This is a genomic window from Streptomyces vietnamensis, assembly GCF_000830005.1.
In the GTDB taxonomy this organism is placed as follows: Bacteria; Actinomycetota; Actinomycetes; order Streptomycetales; family Streptomycetaceae; genus Streptomyces; species Streptomyces vietnamensis.
Window position 1 is genome coordinate 6,547,317 of sequence record NZ_CP010407.1, and the last position, 19,861, is coordinate 6,567,177.

General features: G+C 73.4%; 17 protein-coding genes. 11 read left to right on the top strand and 6 right to left on the bottom strand.

Features of this window, described 5'->3' with window-relative positions:
- Positions 1-45 precede the first annotated feature (45 nt).
- From SVTN_RS41160 to SVTN_RS29405, 3 genes are all read left to right on the top strand, one after another.
- A complete protein-coding gene (locus SVTN_RS41160) occupies positions 46-2,409 on the top strand; it encodes a phospholipase D-like domain-containing protein (protein ID WP_159026507.1) in 2,364 nt (787 codons plus the stop codon).
- 73 nt (positions 2,410-2,482) lie between these two features.
- Positions 2,483-3,001, top strand: coding sequence for a YcxB family protein (locus SVTN_RS29400; RefSeq protein ID WP_245727676.1), 519 nt, complete (start codon positions 2,483-2,485; stop codon positions 2,999-3,001).
- 159 nt (positions 3,002-3,160) lie between these two features.
- Positions 3,161-3,439 (top strand): hypothetical protein, encoded by a 279-nt coding sequence (locus SVTN_RS29405; RefSeq protein ID WP_041131811.1) that lies wholly within the window; start codon positions 3,161-3,163, stop codon positions 3,437-3,439.
- A gap of 67 nt (positions 3,440-3,506) precedes the next feature.
- Here SVTN_RS29405 and SVTN_RS29410 read toward each other — a convergent pair whose 3' ends face one another.
- The gene (locus SVTN_RS29410; RefSeq protein ID WP_167352216.1) at positions 3,507-4,271 is read right to left on the bottom strand and encodes a CTP synthase C-terminal region-related (seleno)protein; all 765 of its coding nucleotides are present in this window, start codon (positions 4,269-4,271) and stop codon (positions 3,507-3,509) included.
- Positions 4,272-4,367: 96 nt separating this feature from the next.
- On the opposite strand from SVTN_RS29410, the gene SVTN_RS29415 reads away from it, so the two are divergent.
- The 4 genes from SVTN_RS29415 to SVTN_RS29430 all read left to right on the top strand — a co-directional run bounded on the left by SVTN_RS29415 (position 4,368) and on the right by SVTN_RS29430 (position 8,021).
- Positions 4,368-4,892 carry a tetratricopeptide repeat protein gene (locus tag SVTN_RS29415; protein WP_041131813.1) on the top strand — a complete coding sequence of 175 codons (525 nt, stop codon included), beginning with the start codon at positions 4,368-4,370 and terminating at the stop codon, positions 4,890-4,892.
- Positions 4,893-4,899: 7 nt separating this feature from the next.
- On the top strand, positions 4,900-5,781 hold the full coding sequence (locus SVTN_RS29420) for a LysR family transcriptional regulator (protein ID WP_041131814.1): 882 nt from the start codon (positions 4,900-4,902) through the stop codon (positions 5,779-5,781).
- Between the two features lie 49 nt (positions 5,782-5,830).
- The gene (locus tag SVTN_RS29425) at positions 5,831-6,790 is read left to right on the top strand and encodes a DUF1444 domain-containing protein (protein ID WP_041131815.1); all 960 of its coding nucleotides are present in this window, start codon (positions 5,831-5,833) and stop codon (positions 6,788-6,790) included.
- A gap of 103 nt (positions 6,791-6,893) precedes the next feature.
- Complete coding sequence (locus SVTN_RS29430) at positions 6,894-8,021, top strand: aminopeptidase P family protein (RefSeq protein ID WP_041131816.1); 1,128 nt, start codon at positions 6,894-6,896, stop codon at positions 8,019-8,021.
- A 12-nt stretch (positions 8,022-8,033) separates the two neighbouring features.
- On the opposite strand, the gene treZ is transcribed toward SVTN_RS29430, so the two are convergent.
- Complete coding sequence (gene treZ, locus SVTN_RS29435) at positions 8,034-9,785, bottom strand: malto-oligosyltrehalose trehalohydrolase (RefSeq protein ID WP_041131817.1); 1,752 nt, start codon at positions 9,783-9,785, stop codon at positions 8,034-8,036.
- 52 nt (positions 9,786-9,837) lie between these two features.
- The gene (locus SVTN_RS29440) at positions 9,838-10,839 is read right to left on the bottom strand and encodes a GNAT family N-acetyltransferase (RefSeq protein ID WP_052499359.1); all 1,002 of its coding nucleotides are present in this window, start codon (positions 10,837-10,839) and stop codon (positions 9,838-9,840) included.
- A gap of 136 nt (positions 10,840-10,975) precedes the next feature.
- On the opposite strand from SVTN_RS29440, the gene SVTN_RS29445 reads away from it, so the two are divergent.
- The 3 genes from SVTN_RS29445 to SVTN_RS29455 all read left to right on the top strand — a co-directional run bounded on the left by SVTN_RS29445 (position 10,976) and on the right by SVTN_RS29455 (position 13,409).
- A complete protein-coding gene (locus SVTN_RS29445; RefSeq protein WP_041131818.1) occupies positions 10,976-11,524 on the top strand; it encodes an FHA domain-containing protein in 549 nt (182 codons plus the stop codon).
- A gap of 292 nt (positions 11,525-11,816) precedes the next feature.
- Positions 11,817-12,833 carry a cytochrome P450 gene (locus SVTN_RS29450; RefSeq protein WP_052499360.1) on the top strand — a complete coding sequence of 339 codons (1,017 nt, stop codon included), beginning with the start codon at positions 11,817-11,819 and terminating at the stop codon, positions 12,831-12,833.
- An 87-nt stretch (positions 12,834-12,920) separates the two neighbouring features.
- On the top strand, positions 12,921-13,409 hold the full coding sequence (locus SVTN_RS29455) for a hypothetical protein (RefSeq protein WP_245727678.1): 489 nt from the start codon (positions 12,921-12,923) through the stop codon (positions 13,407-13,409).
- On the opposite strand, the gene SVTN_RS29460 is transcribed toward SVTN_RS29455, so the two are convergent.
- The gene (locus tag SVTN_RS29460) at positions 13,387-13,950 is read right to left on the bottom strand and encodes a hypothetical protein (protein WP_052499361.1); all 564 of its coding nucleotides are present in this window, start codon (positions 13,948-13,950) and stop codon (positions 13,387-13,389) included. The two genes, SVTN_RS29455 and SVTN_RS29460, sit on opposite strands and share 23 nt — an antisense overlap.
- Before the next feature lie 57 nt (positions 13,951-14,007).
- Positions 14,008-16,326 (bottom strand): malto-oligosyltrehalose synthase, encoded by a 2,319-nt coding sequence (gene treY, locus SVTN_RS29465; RefSeq protein WP_041134357.1) that lies wholly within the window; start codon positions 16,324-16,326, stop codon positions 14,008-14,010.
- 99 nt (positions 16,327-16,425) lie between these two features.
- On the opposite strand from treY, the gene SVTN_RS29470 reads away from it, so the two are divergent.
- Positions 16,426-17,676 (top strand): MFS transporter, encoded by a 1,251-nt coding sequence (locus tag SVTN_RS29470; RefSeq protein WP_041134358.1) that lies wholly within the window; start codon positions 16,426-16,428, stop codon positions 17,674-17,676.
- Here SVTN_RS29470 and glgX read toward each other — a convergent pair.
- A complete protein-coding gene (gene glgX, locus SVTN_RS29475) occupies positions 17,645-19,765 on the bottom strand; it encodes a glycogen debranching protein GlgX (protein ID WP_041131820.1) in 2,121 nt (706 codons plus the stop codon). The genes SVTN_RS29470 and glgX overlap by 32 nt on opposite strands.
- Between the last annotated feature and the right edge of the window lie 96 nt (positions 19,766-19,861).

Here is a 19,861-nt window from a genome sequence, read left to right on the forward strand (position 1 = left end):
CCGGGCTCCGGCGGGTCGCAGGCTTACCCGTTTTTGGGGGGATTTTTGAGAACCAAGAAGCTGGCGGCGCTCGCACTGGGCGCCGTGACCGCTGCTGTCGTGTCGTTGTCGGTCCCGGCGGCCGCGGCGACCAGTGCCCCGCTCCTCGCGGCGGCCTCCGGGACCCAGGTCCCTCTGGCGGACATGCCTCCTTTGGAGGCGGTGTTCAACAACCCGCAGCCCAACGGCACCGCGGGCTACGACCGGACCATCGAGGACCGGCTCCTGTACCTGATAGGCAAGGCCACGCCGGCGTCCAGCATCCGGGTGTCCTTGTACGAGATGGAAGACAAGGCGATCGTCGACGCGCTCATCGGCGCTCATCAAAAGGGCACTGATGTGCGGGTCCTCAGCGAACGCTGCCCCTACGGGGAGACGGACCGTTGCGGAACCGCCCTCCCGGAGGCCACCCGTCTCGCGCAGGCGCTCGGCAACGCCCCGGACGGCAAGCCGCGCGTGGTCCTCTGCCGGCAGGGCTGCATGCAGACCAATGACATCAACCATGACAAGTTCTGGCTGTTCAGCGAGTTGAGCGATGGCGTGACGAACGTCGCCCACGTCGCGGTCCAGTCCTCGCACAACCTCGGTGCCACCACCGCCGGCCTCGCGGACAACATGGTCATCAGCGCGCGCGACGCGCAGATCTACCAGGGTTACGAGCAGACCTGGAACACCATGCGGGCCAAGGAACTCGCAGGCGAGACCGCCGGTCTCTGGCCTGACGTCGACGTCGCCGGGACCGGAGACTTCAGCGGGCACGCGGGTACGGTCGCGGGATGGCGCTACCCGCGGGTGGCCAGGAGCGGCGAGGTGATCAACGACCCGGTGGCCAGGAGCATCGCGGCTCTCGACTGCGCCACCGGCCCGGAGGTCCACATCGCGATGGCCTCGTGGGGCGGTCGCACCGAGGTCGACAACGCCCTCCGCACCAAGGTCGACGAGGTCGGCGCCAACGGGAAGCGGTGCAAGTTCCGGATCCTGACGGCCGGCACCCCCGAGCTCGCGGGGGCCCTGGAGCCGGACGCGGCGCATCCGGACCGGGACGTCCAGCTGTGGGCGGTCACGTCGAACCGGCTCAACGGGGCGTCGGGCGGACTGCACTCCAAGTACGTTCTCCTGTCCTGGGACGACGCTTTCGGTGCGCACCGCGTGGTGCACACCGGCTCCGACAACTTCAGCAACCCGGCCGTCGGAGCCGCCGACGAGTCGTCGCTGCGCATCACCGATCCGCGGATCTACGACGCCTTCAAGGCGAACTGGGACCTGCTGCGCACGCAGCACGACCTGACCGCGAACAACCTGACGGACATCCCGTTCCTGTACGAGTACGCCGCCAACGCGGACGGCACGAGGACGGCCCAGCCGTTCACGTTCGGGACGACCACGTTCGGCACGTTCCGCGACCCCAAGCACCCCCCGGTCAAGAGCACGGCCGCGGAGCGCGGCCACAAGACGGTCAAGGGTGACTTCAACGGCGACGGGGTGCTCGACATCGTCACCCTGAACGACGACGGCCTCGATGCCCAGGGCAAGAGCGCGTTCTCGTTCAAGACGTTCCTCGGCAAGCCCGACGGCCGCTACTCCACCGGCGTCAAGTCCTGGAGCGCGAACTCCGACTGGGGCTGGTACAGCAGCATGCGCCTCACCAGCGGCGACTACAACGGCGACGGCCGGGACGACGTCGCCGCGCTCTACACCCGCGCGGGTGCGGGTGACGTGTGGTCGTTCTACACGTTCCTCGCGCAGCCGGACGGCACGTTCACGGGACCGAAGCGCGCCTTCGACAGCCTGGTCGGCTGGGGCAAGACGAGCCAGATGAAGATCGTGAGCGGGAAGTTCAACTCCGACAGCCGCGACGACATCGCCGCCCTGTACACGTACGCCGACGGCGGTCTGGGCCTCCACACCTTCACCGCGAAGGACGACGGCACCTTCAACGCCTCCTTCCGCTCCTGGTACGTGACGAACCAGACGGGCGACTACTGGGGGTCGGGAGACCGGACGACGATCGTGAGCGGCGATTTCGACGGCAACGGCCGTGACGACATCGGAGCCCTGTACGACTACGCGGACGGCGCGGTCGGCCTGCACACCTTCACCACACGGACGGACGGCTGGTTCAACGCTCCCGTCGGCTCGTGGAAGGAGTACAACTGGGGTTCCGCCAAGAGCATGAAGCTGACCAGTGGCGACTTCGACGGTGACGGGCGCGACGACATCGCCTCCCTGTATAAGTACAGCGTCACCGCACCGGACCCGGTGCCGATGGCCGTGCACATCTTCGGCACGCAGGCGGACGGCAAGTTCTCCGCGCCGTTCCGCGGCTGGTACGGCACGACGTTCTCGCCGGACTCGATCCAGCTCCCGTAGTCCTGACGGGCGGGTGCCCCGGCCATGCGGTCGGGGCACCCGGAAGCCGACACTATGCTCCCCTGTCATGGTCATGAGCGGCGGAACCCAGGACGCGACGCAGGACATGGTCGAGCTCGCCTACCGGCCCACGCGGGCCGACATCCTCGCCGGCGTCCTCGTACGCGAACGCGTGCGCCGTCTCCACCTGGTCCGCTGGGGCCTCACGGCGCTGTTCGGGGCGGGTGCCCTGCTGACGCTGACCAGGGGGCGGACCTCCGCGGTGTCGTTCGTGCTGATCGTCTTCTGCGCCGTCGTGGTCTGGGCGATGCCCCGCCTCCAGGCCCATCACGCGCTGCGCACGGTCGAGTGGCAGGGCGAGTACCGCACCTCCGTGGGCGAGCCGGGGATCACGGCCGAGACCGCGCACGTGACGCTCCTCCAGCGCTGGTCGGTCTTCCGCGGCTACCGCGAGACCCGTGACCACCTGGTGCTGCTCAGCCGCGACCCGAACATCCTCCTCGTGGAGGTGCTGCCGCTGCGGGGGCTGCGCTCCCCGGAGGAAGCGGAGCGGCTGCGGGCGCTGGTGGGCCGACAGCTGCCCCGGCTCTGAGCCCGCATGGCCGCTGGGCCGTCCTGGCCGCCCGGGCGGAGCGCACCCGCCCGACGGGCAATCCATTCCCCCGTGGCGCACGTACCCCTGAACAGGAACCCCTGTGAACAGGACCCCCTGAGTCGGATGCCCGAGCACTCCGTGAAAGGAGGAGCGATCATGAATCCCCTGAAGCGCGCAGCCCTCGCGGTGGGCTCCGCCGTCCTTCTGGCGGGCGCCGCGGGCGTCTCGGCGGCCCCCGCCTTCGCCGGCCAGCCCAACCAGTCCTGCGAAGAGCAGCCCGTCCGCCCCGGCCAGTCCCGGACCGCCCCCGGTTCCGCCTTCAACCCCGACGGCGTCTCCGGCACCCACTACGCGGGCGAACAGCCCCAGAACTCCGTCAACCCCCACTCCGTCTCCCAGTACGACGTGGCCTGCTTCCAGGTCTCGACGCACTGACCTCCCCCGCCCGGAGCGGCGGAGACACCGCCGGTGCGCGGGACGGGCGCACCGGCGGTCGTCCTTCCTAGCGGGCCCCGGCCCCCGCGTACGCCGACGCCGATGCGGGCGTCCCGCCCGCGTGCTCCGTCGCCGCCACCGCGAGCGCCCGGATCAGCGGGTGCGGGACGGTGCCGTCGCCCGCCAGTTCCGGCTGGAAGAGGGTCGCCAGGAAGAAGGGGTGCGAGGGGAGTTCGGCGACGCGGATCCCGCCCTCCTCGTCCGCGCCCGTGAAGCGGAGGCCGTGGGCCCGGAGGGTGTCCAGGTGGCGGGTGTCGAAGCCGTAGTCGCAGTGGTACCGCTCCATCGTCCGCTCCGCGCCGAGCGCCTTCTCCGCGAGCGAGCCGCGAGTGACCCGTACGACCCCCTCGTGACCCACGAGCGAGCAGGCGAGCGGCGAGATCAGCAGGTCGTCCGGGTCCGCCGAAGGGTCGTTCTCGGCGTGCGCCGCCCGCTCCAGGCCGCAGACGTCCCGCGCGTACTCGATCAGGGCGTGCTGGAAGCCGGCGCAGGTACCGAGGAACGGGATGCCGTCCTCGCGGGCCGTGCGGATCGCCGCGAGCGCTCCCGCCTCGCTCGCGTACGGGCTGCCCGGCGTCACCCACACCGCGTCGAAGCCCTTCACCGCGCCCGGGGCCTCCGCGTCGCCCGTCGGGATCCAGTACGCGTCGAGGGCGAGGCCGTCGCGTTCGGCGAGGGCGTCCAGGAGGAGCGGGATGCGGACGTGGGAGCGGACGTGCGGGGAGCGGTCGCCGACCAGGGCGATCCGGGGGGTGTGCGTCGGTGAGTTCATGGTTGTCATGCTGGGCCGCGGTCCTCGTTCACGTCCAACGATGATTCCTGCACCTTCCATCACGGACGCTTATGCCCGCCCCGCTAGGGTGGCCACATGACGAACGATCACGACTGGGAGTCCCGCGTCACCGCGCTCTGGGCGCGCCTCGACGACCTGGAGCCCGCCGACTTCCGCGCCCGCGTCGCCGCCCTCGCCGCCGAGCTGCCCGAGGACGAGCCCGCCGCCGTCTTCGAGCAGGGCGCCGCCCACGACTCCACCGGCATGCCCGAGCAGGCCGTCGTCTTCTACGAGCGCGCCCTCGGCCTCGGCCTCACCGGACTGCGCCGCCGCCGGGCCGTCATCCAGCTCGCCAGCAGCCTGCGCAACCTCGGCCGCCCCGACCGCAGCGTCGAACTCCTCACCGCCGAGCGGGCCATCCCCGCCGACCGGCTCGACGCCGACGAGCAGGCCCTCTCCGGCGCCGTCGACGCCTTCCTCGCCCTCGCCCTCGCCGACACCGGCCGCGACCGCGAGGCCGCCTCCCTCGCCCTCGGCGCCCTCGCGCCCCTGCTGCCCCGCTACAACCGCTCCCTCGCGTACTACGCCAAGGACCTCCTGAAGACCCCCTTCGGGTCCTGACCGCCGCATGGACCCGCACCTCCTCCGCACGTACGTCACCGTCGCCCGGCTCGCCTCCTTCTCCGAGGCCGCCCGCGACCTCGGCTACACCCAGTCCGCCGTCTCCCAGCACATCGCCGCCCTGGAGACCGACCTCGGGATGCCCCTGCTCACCCGGCGGCCCGTCGCCCCCACCCCGGCCGGGGAACGGCTCCTCGAACACGCCGGGGCGCTGCTGCTCCGCCTCGACGCGGCCCGCGCCGACCTCGACCGGTTCGCCGCCGCACCCCGCGCGACCCTGGACGTCGCCGCCTCCCCGCTCGCCCTCACCCCCCGTACCCTCGCCGCCCTGCCCGCCACCGGCGTCACCCTGCGCGGACTGTCCCGCGAGCGGGTGCCCGTCGCCGTCGCCACCGGCGAGGCCGACGCCGGGCTCGTCGACGGCATCGCCGCCCCCAGCGACCCGCTGCGGCTCACCGACATCGCCCCGCTCGCCGCGACCGGCGTCGCCGAGGAACCCCTCGCCGTCGTCCTGCCCGCCCACCATCCGCTCGCCGGACGCCCCGGCGTCCGCCTCGACGACCTCGTCGACGCCCGCTGGCTGGACGCGCCCGACGCCGGCATCCCCCTCGACCGGCTGCGGGCCGTCCACGGCGGGCCCGCCGGGCGCGGCTTCCGCGACGCCCTGCGCTACGAGGGCACCGACACCCGCACCCTCGCCGCCCTCGCCGCCGCCGGGCACGGCCTCGCCCTGCTGCCGCTGCCCGCGGCCGCGGGCGTCCCCGGTGCGGCCGCCGTCCCCCTGGTCGCGCCCCGCCTCGTCCACCGCGTCGAGCTCCTCCTCCCGGCGGGCACGGGCCGCGAACCGACCGGTCCGGTGGCCGGGTTCGCCCGACGGCTCAAGGGCTGACACCCGCAGTCGCTACCCTGTGCGCAACGGCGACGGAAGGCGGACGGGTGTGAGGTGGCTGCGACGAGGACCCAGGCGGGACGGCGACGACGCACCGAGGGACCCCGAGTTCGCGTACTTCTCCCAGCGGGAGGCCGCGCTCTTCCGCGGCCGGGTCCGCGAGACCTTCGCCGAACTCGGCCTGGAGGTCACCGTCTACGCCGACCACGTCGTCGACGACAAGGGCCGCCGCTTCGGCCTCGGCAACCTCGCCGCCGTCTGCCACCAGGACCGGCGCGGCCCCCGCGTCTGGCCCGGCATGATCGAACGCCACATCGGCCTCGTCGTCCGCGCCATGGACGGGCCCTCCGCGCTCGACACCCTGCCGCCCGAGCAGATCCGCGCCCAGCTCTACCCCCGGGTCGTCAGCGGCGACGGCATCGACGCCGGCGCCTTCGGCTACGCCAGGACCGTCGCCCCCGGGCTCTACGAGGTCCTCGCCCTCGACCTGCCGGAGAGCGTCATGATGCTCACCGACGAGGCACTCGAACGGCTCGGGGACCACGCGCAGCTCCGCGACCGGGCCCTGCGCAACCTGCGCGGGCTGCCCGTCGAGGAGCACGAGACCGTCCGCGACGCCGACGGCATGTGCTTCGAGGTCATCCTCGGCGACTCCTTCTACACCGCCAGCCGCGTCCTCGACCTCGACGGCGTCGTCCAGCGCGTCACCGGCGTCCCGCTCGGCGAGCACGGCGCCCTCGTCGCCCTGCCCTTCCGGCACCAGCTCGCCTTCCACCCCATCCGGGACACCTCGATCATCCCGGCCCTCGGCGCGATGGCCTCCTTCGCCGCCTCCGGGTACGAGGACGTGCCGGGCGCCATCAGCCCGTACGTCTTCTGGTGGCGCGGCGGCACCCTCACCCAGCTCAGCGAGCACGACGAGGAGTGCGGCGAGCTGCGGATCGTCGTCGGCGACGACTTCCACGAGCTCCTGGAACGGCTCATCGCCCAGGGCCCCGACCGCCGCTGACCCGGACACGGCCCTCCGGCATCCGGTCGCGGCGCGCGCCACCGCCCGGCAGGATGCTGTACGTCGCACCGGACGCAGACGAAGACGTCGAGGAGAAGCCACCATGTCGGAACAGGTCGTGCCCTTCACCGCGGACGACTACCGGGCCCGGATGGCCCGCGCCGCCGAATCCGCCGCCGAAGCCGGACTCGCGGGCGTCCTCGTCGCCCCCGGACCCGACCTGGTCTACCTCACCGGCTACCAGCCGACCGCGATCACCGAGCGGCTCACCGTCCTCGTCCTCGCCGCGGGCCGGGAACCGGTCCTCGTCGTCCCGACCCTGGAGGCGCCCGACGCCGAGAAGGCCGCCGGGGCCGCCGCGCTCACCCTGCGCGACTGGACCGACGGCAAGGACCCGTACGCCGTCACCGCCCCACTCCTCGACGTCGACGGCCGCTTCGGCGTCAGCGACAACGCCTGGGCCATGCACCTCCTGGGCCTTCAGCAGGCCCTGCCCGGCACCTCGTACGTCTCCCTCACCGAGGCCCTGCCGATGCTCCGGGGCGTCAAGGACGCGCACGAGCTGGCCCGGATCGCGGCCGCCGGGGCCGCCGCCGACCAGGCGTACGGCGAGATCCTCAAGGTCCGCTTCGCCGGCCGCAAGGAGACCGACGTCGCCGCCGACCTCGCCCGGCTCCTCATGGAGTTCGGCCACTCGCAGGTCGACTTCACCGTCGTCGGCTCCGGGCCCAACGGCGCCAACCCGCACCACGAGGCCGGCGACCGGGTCATCGAGCGCGGCGACATGGTCGTCCTCGACTTCGGCGGCCTCAAGCACGGTTACGGCTCCGACACCACCCGCACCGTCCACGTCGGCGAGCCCACCGACGAGGAGCGCCGCGTCCACGACCTCGTCCGCGAGGCCCAGCAGGCCGGCTTCGAGGCGGTACGCCCCGGGGTCGCCTGCCAGGAGGTCGACCGGGCGGCCCGCAAGGTCATCACGGACGCCGGCTACGGCGAGTACTTCATCCACCGCACCGGCCACGGCATCGGCGTCACCACCCACGAACCGCCCTACATGATCGAGGGCGAGGAACTCCCCATCGTCCCCGGCATGTGCTTCTCCATCGAACCCGGCGTCTACCTCCCGGGCCGCTTCGGCGTCCGCATCGAGGACATCGTCACGGCCACGGAGGACGGCGGGGGCCGCCGCTTCAACAACACCCCGCACGAGATGGCGATCGTCGAGTAGCGGTCGGGCGGTTCAGCCGTCCGTCAGGACGATCGCCGACTCGCCGGGGAGGCTGAGGAGGCCGTCCGCCGCCGGGGCCGCGACCGGGTCCCAGGAGGCCAGGACCCGGTCGCGGCCGTTGGAGCCGAGCGGGATCACCGTCGGCTCCTTGCCCAGGTTCACGGCCACCCGCAGGTCCCCGCGCCGGAAGACCAGCCAGCGGGCCTCCTCGTCGAAGGCCACCTTCACGCCCGCCAGGTCCGGGTCCGTCAGGTCCGGCAGGGTGCGGCGCAGCGCGATCAGCTGGCGGTGCCAGGCGAGGAGCCGCTTGTGCGGGTCCCGCTCGCGTTCCGTGCGGTCCAGGACCGAGCGGTCGCGGGTGGCCGGCTCCTGGGGGTCGGGGACCTCGTCCTCGGACCAGCCGTGCGCCGCGAACTCCCGCTTGCGGCCCCGCCGTACGGCCTCCGCGAGCTCCGGGTCGGTGTGGTCGGTGAAGTACATCCACGGCGTGCTCGCCCCCCACTCCTCGCCCATGAACAGCATCGGCACCGAGGGACCGGTGAGGACGAGCGTCGCCGCGCAGGCGAGCAGACCGGGGGAGAGCGAGGCCGAAAGGCGGTCGCCGAGCGCCCGGTTGCCGATCTGGTCGTGCGTCTGGGCGTACCCCAGGAAGCGGTGGGCGGGGGTGCGCTCCCGGTCCACCGGACGCCCGTGGTGGCGGCCGCGGAAGGACGAGTACGTGCCGTCGTGGAAGAAGACGCGGGTGAGCGTCTTCGCGAGCGCCGCCATCGGAGCGCGCGCGAAGTCGCCGTAGTAGCCCTGCGATTCGCCCGTCAGGGCGGCGTGAAGGGCGTGGTGGAAGTCGTCGTTCCACTGGGCGTGCACGCCGAGGCCGCCGAGCGTGCGCGGGGTGGTCGTGCGCGGGTCGGCGAGGTCGGACTCGGCGATCAGGAAGTGCTGGCGGCCCTGCTCCTTCGCCAACTCGTCCACGGCGGCGGACAGTTCCTCCAGGAAGGTCAGCGCCCGCGTGTCGGCCAGGGCGTGCACCGCGTCGAGCCGCAGCCCGTCGATCCGGTAGTCCCGCAGCCAGGCGAGCGCGCTCCCCAGGAAGTACGCCCGCACCTCGTCCGAACCCGGCGCGTCCAGGTTCACCGCCGCACCCCACGGCGTGTGGTGGGTCTCCGTGAAGTACGGGCCGAAGGACGGCAGATGGTTGCCGGACGGGCCCAGGTGGTTGTACACCACGTCGAGGACCACGCCCATGCCGAGCCCGTGCGCCGTGTCCGTGAACCGCTTCAGCGCCTCGGGACCGCCGTACGGCTCGTGGACCGCCCACGGTGCCACCCCGTCGTACCCCCAGCCCCGCACCCCGGGGAACGGGCACAGCGGCATCAGCTCCACATGGGTGATGCCGAGGCCCGCGAGCTCCCCGAGGCGCGCGGCCGCCGCGTCGAGCGTGCCCTCCGGGGTGAAGGTGCCGACGTGCAGCTCGTACAGGACGGCGCCGCGCAGCCGCAGCCGCGGGGACTCGTGGCGCCAGGCGTACGCCGAGTGGTCGACGACCGCGCTCAGGCCGTCGGGCCCGTCGGGGAGCCGGCGCGAGCGCGGGTCGGGCAGCACGTGCCCGCCGTCGAGCGAGAAGCCGTACCGGTCGCCGTCCCCGGCGGGCACCACGCCCGACCACCAGCCGTCCCGTTCGGCGTCCCGGTCCAGGGGATGGACGGAGCCGTTCAGCTCCAGCGTCACCCGGTCACGGGCGCTCGGCGCCCACACCTCGAAGAGCACGGGAATCCCCTCGTCGACGGTCAGCCAATGGTCAGCGCGACCATCCTGGCAGTCAGGACCCCGACGCGCCCGGCGCGTCCCACACGTAGTTGATCGCGTGCTCGAACGCCACGTAGCCCGCGCGGGCGAAGGACGCCGCCATCGGCACGTTCCCCAGGTCCGTCGCCGCCCGGATCCGGGGCACGTCGACGGCGGCCAGGATCCGGGTCCCCTCCGCCAGGATGTCGTCGATGTACCCCTGCCCGCGGTGGGCGGGCAGCACACCGATGTACGCGATGGTGTGGTGGTAGTTGTTCCGCGCCGGGATGACGAAGCCGACCGGCTCGCCGCTCTCCGGCAGCCGGGCGATCCGCCACCACTCGCGCGGCGAGGAGTAGTGCGCGAGCTCCTCGTCGTAGTGCAGCTCGGCCGCCTCCCGCGCCGACAGGCCCGAGGCCAGATCGGCCTGCCCGTGCGCGTCGAGCGTGCCCTCCAGCACCGGCGTCATCAGCGCGAGCAGGTCCTCCCGGTCCCGCACGGGACGGAACTCCAGGCGGCCCTTCGGCTCCGGTACGGGGGTGCCGGGCCGCCACTCCAGACGCAGCCGCTCGACCAGCGGGCGGGCGCCCGTGCGCTCCAGGACGGCGAACAGGCCCTCCAGGAGGGCCCTGGTCTCCGGGACCTCGCGCCAGTCCGCCGGCAGGAACCGCCCGAACTCGGGGCGCCGCGCACCCGCCGGGACCACCGCGGCCGTCGCCGTCTCCAGGAGCCGCAGACCGACCTCGGCGCGCTCGTCCGCGTCCAGGTCGGGTGCGAGGTCGAAGAAGTCGAGCGCCTGCGGCTCGGCGCCCGCGGCGTGGGTCCACCAGGCGAGCCGGCCGAGCAGTCGGTCGCCGTCGAGCGCCACCCACATCCAGGCGGGGAGGCGGCGGCCGGTGGCGAGGTCGTCGGCGAGCTCGTGGTCGAGCGAGTAGGTGAGGCGGAGGAACAGGTCGAGTTCCTCGGGCCCGGCGAGCGGGCGGATGACGAGGTCGGTGGCGGACGACGAAGCGGACGGTGAAGGAGACGTGGTCACGTCGTGTTTCCCCCTGGGGATCTCTGTGATGAGGACGGCAGACCGTAACAGCGGTCCCGCCGCGACCGGTACAGGGTTTTCCCAGGTCCGGGGTCCTTCTGGACACTTCGGGCCCGACGGGCCGACAATCTCGGATGTGACGACCCCTTTCGAGCTTCCGGCGAACTCCCCTCGGCTGACCGACGCCGAGCGGGACCGCGCGCTGGGGCTGCTCCGTGAGGGCGCCGCTCAGGGCCGCCTCTCGCACGACACCTTCCTCTTCCGGATGGAGCGCGCGCTCCAGGCCCGCCGGCCCGACGAACTCGCCCTGCTCACCGCCGACCTGAGGACCGAGGGCACCTGGACCCGGCGGGTGGTCGGCGCGGTCGAGAAGATGTCCGCGTTCACGGCACGGATCGGGCGGGCCTGGACCGCGGAGCGGCTGCCGAAGCTGCTCCTGCCGCACCCCGGCCCGTACCCGCTGCGGATCGGGCGCGACCCGGTCAACGGGCTGCGGCTCAGCCACGAGACGGCCTCCCGGCTGCACGCCGAGCTCTCGCTGCAGGGCGGGACGTGGGTGCTGCGCGACCTCGGCTCGACGAACGGCACGACCGTCAACGGGCGGCGGGTCACCGGCGCCGTGGCGGTGCGGCCGGGGGACGTGGTCGGCTTCGGCCAGATGTCGTTCCGGCTGTCGCAGAACTGAATCGCACGACGTGGACGTTCACCCGTTCGGCGGTATGCGGCGGGCGGTGGGGCCCGCGTGATGATGGGCTGGGCAGACGCGCGCCACGATCTCCGGCCGCGGCACCCACCGCCGATCGACAGGGGGCGCGATGAGCGACGAGCCGAAGCGGGGCACGGAGAACGGCCTGCCTTCCGAGGACCCCCGGACGCGACTGCCGTCTTCCGGGGACCCCCGGACGCGACCGCTGTCTTCCGGGGACCCCCGGACGCGACCGCTGTCTTCCGGGGACCCCTGGACACGACTGCCGTCGATGGCACCGGCGCCGCCGCCGACCGCCGCCACGGAGCACCCCGTCCCCGGTCGCGTACGGACCCTCGCCGATCCGGCCGCCGCCGGACCCGTCCCGCCCGGCGGGCGGACCGTCGCGCCCAGCCCCCTCGACCCCGGCGCCTCCCGCGACCCGCACAGGATCCACCGGACCCTGCGCGAGGAGTTCCCGCTCACGTACGACCCGCTGCTGCGGGCCTGGGTCCTCAGCCGGTACGCGGACGTGGCCGCCGCCCTCACCGACGAGCGCTTCACGCACGGGCACCGGCCCGGCGACCCGCCGTGCGCGCGGGCCCACGTCGACGTCGACGTCGAGGCCCTGCGCGCGGTCACCGAACGAACGGCCTACGTCCTGGCCCGCCGGATCGCCGAGCGACCCCAGGCCGACCTGGTCGCCGACTTCTGCCACTGGCTGCCCGCCGGCACCGTCGCCGCGGCCGTCGGCGTGCCCTACCGCGACATGATGCGGCTCGTACGGGGCCGGGCGGCGGGCGCGCTCGCGGGGGAGTGCGGCGGCCAGATCGCCGTACGGGAGAAGGCGCTCGCCTCCTTCCTCGGCAACGTCCTGGACGACCCCGACCAGGTCGCCGCCCTCCGCGACGCGCCCGCCGGTCTCGTCGCACGCGCCTGGACCGAGTCTCTGCGCCGGGACCCGCCCGTGCAGATCGCCGTGCGCCGCACCGCCGCCGAGGTGCCGGTGAGCGGCGGGATCATCCCGGCGGGCGCGTCCGTCGCGCTGCTCGTCGGCTCGGCGGGGCGCGACCCGGAACGCTTCCGCGAGCCGGACCGTTTCGATCCCTTTCGCAACGACCCGGGCCAGCTCACCTACGGTCCCGGCTTCTGCCCGGCGGTCCTCCTCGCCGGTCTCGAAGCGGAGTACGCCCTGCGCGCGCTGTTCACGGCGATGCCCCGGCTGCGTCTCGCCGACGGCTTCCGCCCCATGTCAACGGGCCTCATCACCCGCGCTCCCCGCAGTCTCATCGTCCGGCCGGGCGGCTGAGCGACCCCCTTCGGCGCTGCTAGGGTGACGTGCGCCCGTCAACCGGACGCTCGAACCACCACTTTCCACGGGGATTCACATATGAATATGCGTCATGTCCGCGCCATCGCCGTCTTCGGCATCGCGGTCGTCGCCCTGACCGGTGCCCGCGGCTCGCACGGCGGCAGCTGCGGCGGCGGCCACAGCTCCGGCAGCCACAGCGGCAGCAACCACGGCGACGACCACGACGGCACCTCGGGCAGCAGCGCCGGCGGCTCCGTCTCCGGCAGCACCGGCAGCGCCGACAAGGCCATCCGCGACCTGACCATCGACTCGTGCAAGTACGACCCGGCGACCAAGAACCTGGTCGCCCGGATCACCGTGAAGAACGACAACACCTTCGACTACGACTACAGCTTCACGATGAAGTTCACCGGCGAGACGGGCGCCGGCGTCGTCCCCGTCACCGCGACGACGACCGCCGTCGCGGTCGCCGCCGGCGCCTCCAAGGGCGTCGACGTGTCCGCTCGGTACCCCGGAACCGGCGACGCCTCCGAGTACACCGAGTGCGTGGTCACGCGGGCGTCCCGCTCCTGACCTCGGACGCCGCTGCGGCCGGGGTCGTACGGCCCGGCCGCAGCACCGAGGCGAGCAGGAGGACGCCGGGGAGCACTCCGGCGACGGTCCTGATCGCGACGACCGGGGCGTCGAACGCCGCCAGGACCAGGCCCGCCGCGCCGCAGGCCGCGATCGACGCTCCCAGCACATGGAGCGCGGGCCTGCGCCAGGCGACCGCGAGGCCGGAGAAGTGCACGCCGACTACGAAGGCGATCCAGCCCACGGACGCCTCCGGGGCGTGCAGCACTCGGGCGATCACGAAGAGCCCGGCCGCGAGCCCGGCGGCCTCGGCCGCCACCACGTACCAGTAGCGCCGGCCGAATCGGGTGCCGGATTCACCCGATGCGGCCGGCGGTGCCTGGCCGCCGCGCCGCCCGAAGACGGCCACCCAGAGGAACGCGGCGAGGGACAGCAGGCGCAGCGGCACGGCGACCGCCGTCGGCAGGGCGACCGCGTTGGCCTGGATGAACACGAGTCCGAACGCGGCACCGATGATCCGCCCGGTCTGATCTTTCGTCATGATCGTCAGCTTGTCATGGTCGTGGCATCGAGCTTCATCCCACCCGGGCTTCGCGGTTCACTCCACCCGGGTCAGCAACGCCACCGGCCGCTCCTCGAACAGCTCCGCCAGCTTGACCTCCGTCGCCGGTCCTCCCGTGAACTCCCGTACGCCGTCGAGCGCGTCGGCCCAGCGCCCCTCGGGCAGCACCAGCTCGGTGTCCTGCCAGCCGCCCGCCTGGGCGAGCCGCAGGGAGAGCCGGGTCACGGCCGTGAGCACCCGGCCGGAGCGGGCGAAGGCCAGGCAGTGCGCGGCCGCCGGGCCCTCCGCCCTCAGCGGGACGTACGTGCCGCCGGGACCGAAGGCCTCCGGGTGCGCCCGCCGCAGCCGCAGCGCCGCCCGGACCAGGGCGGTCCGCTCGTCCTCCGGGCCGACCGCGAACGGCGCCCGGTTGTCCGGGTCGACGAGCGCCCGGTACTCCCGCTCCGTGTTCTGGTACAGCTCCGGCACCCCCGGCATCGTCAGCTGTGCGAGCGCGGCGCCGAGCGCGTGCGCCCGGATGTGCGGCTCCAGGGCGAAGGCCGCCTCCGAGGCCGCCCGGAGCGGGATCCGGCCGGGCCCGGCCGCCGCGAACTCGGCCACCGCCCGCTCGTACTCCTCGTCCGGCTCGGTCCAGCTGGTCCGCAGCCCCGCCTCCCGTACGGACTTGAGGATCGCGGGAACCAGCCGGTCCGGGTCCGGGACGCCGAAGCCGAAGGCCGTCTGCCAGGCCGTCCACGCCACGTGCGCGTCGGGCGCGGGCACCCCGGCGACCTCCGCGAGGAGCTCCGCCCACACCTCCGGGCACTGGGAGAGCACCGCGATCCCGGCCCGGACGTCCGCGCTGCGCTTGGTGTCGTGCGTGGAGAGGACCGTGCCGGTGGCCGGCCAGTCCCGGGCGATCCGCTCGCAGTACGCGTGGAATTCCTCCACCGGCACCGCCGGGCGGCCCGCGTCCCCGCCGACCTCGTTCGCCGAGAGCAGCGGCGTGTACCGGTAGAAGGCGGTGTCCTCCACGGACTTGGCCCGCAGCGCGGACGAGGTCTGCGCGAACCGCGCCCGGAACGCCCGGTGTTCGGGCCCGTCCCCCCGTGCCCCGAGCGCCAGGTCCCGTACGAGGTCGACCGCCGCCGCCTCCTCCGGCACCGCGAACGCCGCCTTCGCGCCGCGCGCCGCCTCCGGGGTCAGCACCTCCTCGCCGCCTGTCCGGTAGGGGCGGTAGACGGGGACGCGGACGAGGAGCTCCCGGACCGCGGTGCGCAGTGCCCAGGGCGCGTGGTCCCGGAGTGCGGGGTCGGCGGCGCAGATCCGGCCGGCGATCCGGGTCAGCGCGGCCGTCTCGGCGGCCAGGTCATGGGTGACCACCTCGTACGCGGCGCGCCGCTCGGTCGCCTCCCAGCGGCCGCCCCTGTCCCCGGCCTTCCCGACGAACTCCCGGTAGACGTCGGCGAGTTCGTCGGCGCCGATCGGGTCGGTGAACACCCCGTCGAGCTGTCGAAGGGCGTCGTACCCGGTGGTGCCCGCGACCGGCCAGGCGGCGGGCAGCGTCTCCGCGCCCGTGAGGATCTTCTCGACGACCGTCCAGCAGCGCCCGCCGGTCGCCGCCGCCAGCTCCTCCAAGTAGCCCTGCGGGTCGGCCAGTCCGTCCGGGTGGTCGATGCGCAGCCCCTCGATCACCCCGTCCGCGACCAGTTCCACGATCTTCGCGTGGCTCGCCGCGAACACCTCGGGGTCCTCCACCCGCACCCCGATGAGCTCCGAGACGGTGAAGAAGCGGCGGTAGCCGAGCTCGGTGCGGGCGAGCCGCCACCAGCCGAGCCGGTACCACTGGGCGTCGAGCAGCTCGTCCAGCGGCAGCCCCTCGGTGCCGGGACGGAGCGGGAACTCCTGGCCGTCCAGGTGCAGGGAGCCGTCCGCGACCCGGAACCGGTCCCGTACCTCCGGGAGCCGCGCGGGCAGCACCGGCAGCAGCACCCGGCCGTCCCCGGCCCGCCAGTCGATGTCGAACCAGCGGGCGTACGGCGAGTCCGGGCCGTCGCGGAGCACGGCGCGCAGCGCGTGGTTGTGGCGCGGGGAGGCCGCCATGTGGTTGGGCACCAGGTCCACGACGAGCCCGAGACCGTGCGCCCGCGCGGTCGCCGCGAGCGCCCGCAGCCCCTCCTCGCCGCCCAGTTCGGCCCGTACGGACCGGTGGTCGGTGACGTCGTAGCCGTGGGTCGAGCCGGGCACCGCCTCCAGGACCGGCGAGAGGTGCAGGTGCGAGACCCCGAGGCCGGCCAGATACGGCACGGCGCGCTCGGCGGCCGCGAAGGGGAACTCCGGCTGGAGCTGCAGCCGGTAGGTCGCGGTGGGTGGAATGGGCGTCATGCGAACGTACGTACCCCGCCGGAGGGCTTCTGTGTCATCGCCCCATGCACCCGTTCGAGTGCATCGCGTTACGTTCGCGTGATGCTCCGGATGTATCGCGACACGCTGTCCCTGCTCGGACCGGCCCTGCCGGTCGTCTCGTTCCTCGGCCGGCTGCCCACCGCCATGTGCCAGCTCGGCAGCCTGCTCCTGGTCGCCGAGACGAGCGGCTCGCTCGCCACCGCCGGCCTCACGGGCGGCGCGCTCGCCGCCGGACAGACCGTCGCCGGGCCCGTCATCGGCCGGCTCGCCGACCGGCGCGGCCAGCGCGGCGTCGTCCTCGCGGCCTCCCTCGCCAACGCGGTCGCCGTCACCGCCCTGGTCCTCGCCGCCCTCGCCGACGCCCCGACCGGCCCGCTCATGGCGCTCGGGGCGCTCGCCGGGGCCACCGTCCCGCAGGTCGGGCCGCTCGCCAGGACCCGCTCCGTGGCCCTCGCCCGCCGGTCGGGCGCGGACGACCGGCTCGTCGGCGCGGTGCTCTCCTTCGAGGGCACCCTCGACGAGGTCTCCTTCGTCCTCGGCCCGGCCCTCGTCGGCCTCGCCGCCGCCCTCGCCCACCCGGCCGCCGCGCTCCTCCTGGCGGCGCTGCTGCTCGCCGTCTGCGGCACCGCCTTCGCGCTCCACCCGACGGCCCGGGCGACCGCCCCCGAAGCGCCGGCGGCGGCCACCGGCGAGGGAGCCGCTTCCACCCGTACGAGTGCCGCCGAACGGACGAGGCTGCCGGGATCCGCGTACGCCCTGCGCGTCACGATGGTCCTCCAGGGCGCCATGTTCGGCGCCTCGCAGGCCGGGATCACCGCCCTCACCGAGGAGCTCGGCGTCCCCGCCCAGGCCGGGCTCGTCTACGCCGCCATGGGCGTCATGAGCGCCGCCGTCGGCCTCTCCATGGCCGCCGTGCCCGCCCGCATCGGGCTCACGACCCGCTGGCGGGCCGCGACCGCCGGGCTCGTCGTCCTCTCCGTACCGCTGCTGTTCGTCGGCTCCCTGGGCGCGCTGTACGCGGTCGTCGTCGTCCTCGGCGCCGCCTACGCCCCGCACCTGATCACCGTCTTCGGGCTCACCGAGCGGACCGTGCCGGCCGCCCGGCTCGCCGAGTCGATGGCCTTCCTCACCAGCGGGATCGTGGGCGGCCAGGCCCTCGCCCTCGCCGTCTCCGGCCGGCTCGCCGAGGGCGAGGGCGCCCCCGCCGCCTTCGCGGTGGCGGTGGGGGCGGCCGTGGCCTGCGCGGTCCTCTCCTGGTCGGTACGGGTCAAGGCCCCCGTACGCGTGCTCAGGCCGGCCGGCGCAGAACGGTCAGGCTGAGCGGCGCGAGCGTCACCCGCTCGCCGGCCGCCAGCTCCGGACCCTCCTGCGGCGGCATGCCCTCCGGGTCCGAGGTGTCCACCACCATCCGCCAGCAGCGCCCGTGGCTGTCCGGGACCGCGAACTCCAGCTCCTTCGACGAGGCGTTGAACATCAGCAGGAAGGAGTCGTCGGCGATCCGCTCGCCCTGCGTGCCCGGCTCCGAGATGGCGTTGCCGTTGAGGAAGACGGTCAGCGCCTGGGCGTGCGCCGCCTGCCAGTCCCGGGAGGTCATCTCCTCGCCCTCCGGCGTGAACCAGGCGATGTCGGTGAGCTCGTCGTGGGTGCCCTCCACCGGCCTGCCGTGGAAGAAGCGGCGGCGCCGGAAGACCGGATGGTCACGGCGCAGCCGGACCATCGCCCGCGTGAAGCGGAGCAGCGTGCCCTCCGCCTCGCTGTTCTCCTTCGGCCACCGCACCCAGGACACCTCGTTGTCCTGGCAGTACGCGTTGTTGTTGCCGCCCTGCGTCCGCCCGAACTCGTCGCCGTGGCTGAGCATCGGCACGCCCTGCGAGAGCATCAGCGTGGCGAGGAAGTTGCGCATCTGGCGGGCGCGCAGCTCGGCGATCCCGACGTCCTCGGTCTCGCCCTCCACCCCGCAGTTCCAGGAGCGGTTGTAGCTCTCGCCGTCCCGGTTGCCCTCGCCGTTCGCCTCGTTGTGCTTGTCGTTGTACGAGACGAGGTCGCGCAGGGTGAAGCCGTCGTGGCAGGTGACGAAGTTGACCGAGGCGAGCGGCCGGCGCCCGTCGTCCTGGTACAGATCGGAGGAGCCGGTCAGCCGGGAGGCGAACTCGGCGAGCGTGCGCGGCTCGCCCCGCCACAGGTCCCGCACGCAGTCCCGGTACTTGCCGTTCCACTCGGTCCACAGCGGCGGGAAGTTCCCCACCTGGTAGCCGCCCTCGCCCACGTCCCACGGCTCGGCGATCAGCTTCACCTGGCTCACCACCGGGTCCTGCTGCACCAGGTCGAAGAACGAGGACAGCCGGTCCACCTCGTGGAACTGGCGGGCCAGGGTGGCCGCCAGGTCGAAGCGGAAACCGTCCACGTGCATCTCGGTCACCCAGTACCGCAGCGAGTCCATGATCAGCTGGAGCACGTGCGGGGAGCGCATGAGCAGCGAGTTCCCGGTGCCGGTCGTGTCCGTGTAGTACCGGCGGTCGTTCGAGAGCCGGTAGTACGAGGGGTTGTCCAGGCCCCGGAAGGAGAGCGTCGGGCCCAGGTGGTTGCCCTCGGCGGTGTGGTTGTAGACCACGTCGAGGATGACCTCGATGCCCGCCTGGTGCAGCGCCCGGACCGCCGACTTGAACTCCAGGACCTGCTGGCCCCGGTCGCCCCAGGACGCGTAGGCGTTGTGCGGGGCGAAGAAGCCGATCGTGTTGTAGCCCCAGTAGTTGGCGAGCCCCGCGTCCACCAGACGGTGGTCGTTCACGAACTGGTGAACGGGCATCAGTTCGAGCGCGGTGACGCCCAGTTCCTTCAGGTGGCCGATGACCGACGGGTGCGCGAGCCCCGCGTACGTCCCGCGCAGCTCCTCCGGAAGGTCCGGGTGCAGCATCGTCAGGCCCTTCACATGGGCCTCGTAGATCACCGTGTGGTGGTACTCGGTGCGCGGGCGCCGGTCGTCGCCCCAGTCGAAGTACGGGTTGACCACGACCGAGGTCATCGTGTGCGGGCCCGAGTCGAGGTCGTTGCGCGCGTCGGGCCGCCCGAAGGGGTACCCGTACACCGCCTCGCCCCACTTGATCCGCCCCGACACCGCGCGCGCGTACGGGTCGAGCAGCAGCTTCGCCGCGTTGCAGCGCAGCCCGCGCTCCGGCGCGTACGGGCCGTGCACCCGGAACCCGTACCGCTGACCGGGCATCACGCCCGGCAGATAGGCGTGCCGCACGAACGCGTCGGTCTCGCGCAGCTCCACCGCCGTCTCCGAGCCGTCGTCGTGCAGCAGACACAGCTCGATCCTGTGGGCGGCCTCCGAGAAGACCGCGAAGTTGGTTCCTGCTCCGTCATAGGTGGCGCCCAGGGGGTACGCCTGTCCCGGCCAGACCTGCATGGATACGACTCTTCCTCTTCTGTCCGGGTTTTGTAGGTCTTCTTCGGCCAGATCCTGCCCGAAAGAGGGGCAACCTCCTAGGACTTCGCCCCGTCC

Excerpts from the sequence above, each read along its gene's own strand:
- SVTN_RS29400 (WP_245727676.1), top strand. The coding sequence starts at position 2,483 with ATGAGCGGCGGAACCCAGGACGCGACGCAGGACATGGTCGAGCTCGCC.
- SVTN_RS29405 (WP_041131811.1), top strand. The coding sequence starts at position 3,161 with ATGAATCCCCTGAAGCGCGCAGCCCTCGCGGTGGGCTCCGCCGTCCTT.
- SVTN_RS29410 (WP_167352216.1), bottom strand. The coding sequence starts at position 4,271 with ATGAACTCACCGACGCACACCCCCCGGATCGCCCTGGTCGGCGACCGC.
- SVTN_RS29415 (WP_041131813.1), top strand. The coding sequence starts at position 4,368 with ATGACGAACGATCACGACTGGGAGTCCCGCGTCACCGCGCTCTGGGCG.
- SVTN_RS29420 (WP_041131814.1), top strand. The coding sequence starts at position 4,900 with ATGGACCCGCACCTCCTCCGCACGTACGTCACCGTCGCCCGGCTCGCC.
- SVTN_RS29430 (WP_041131816.1), top strand. The coding sequence starts at position 6,894 with ATGTCGGAACAGGTCGTGCCCTTCACCGCGGACGACTACCGGGCCCGG.
- SVTN_RS29450 (WP_052499360.1), top strand. The coding sequence starts at position 11,817 with ATGGCACCGGCGCCGCCGCCGACCGCCGCCACGGAGCACCCCGTCCCC.
- SVTN_RS29455 (WP_245727678.1), top strand. The coding sequence starts at position 12,921 with ATGCGTCATGTCCGCGCCATCGCCGTCTTCGGCATCGCGGTCGTCGCC.
- SVTN_RS29460 (WP_052499361.1), bottom strand. The coding sequence starts at position 13,950 with ATGACGAAAGATCAGACCGGGCGGATCATCGGTGCCGCGTTCGGACTC.
- SVTN_RS29470 (WP_041134358.1), top strand. The coding sequence starts at position 16,426 with ATGTATCGCGACACGCTGTCCCTGCTCGGACCGGCCCTGCCGGTCGTC.
- glgX (WP_041131820.1), bottom strand. The coding sequence starts at position 19,765 with ATGCAGGTCTGGCCGGGACAGGCGTACCCCCTGGGCGCCACCTATGAC.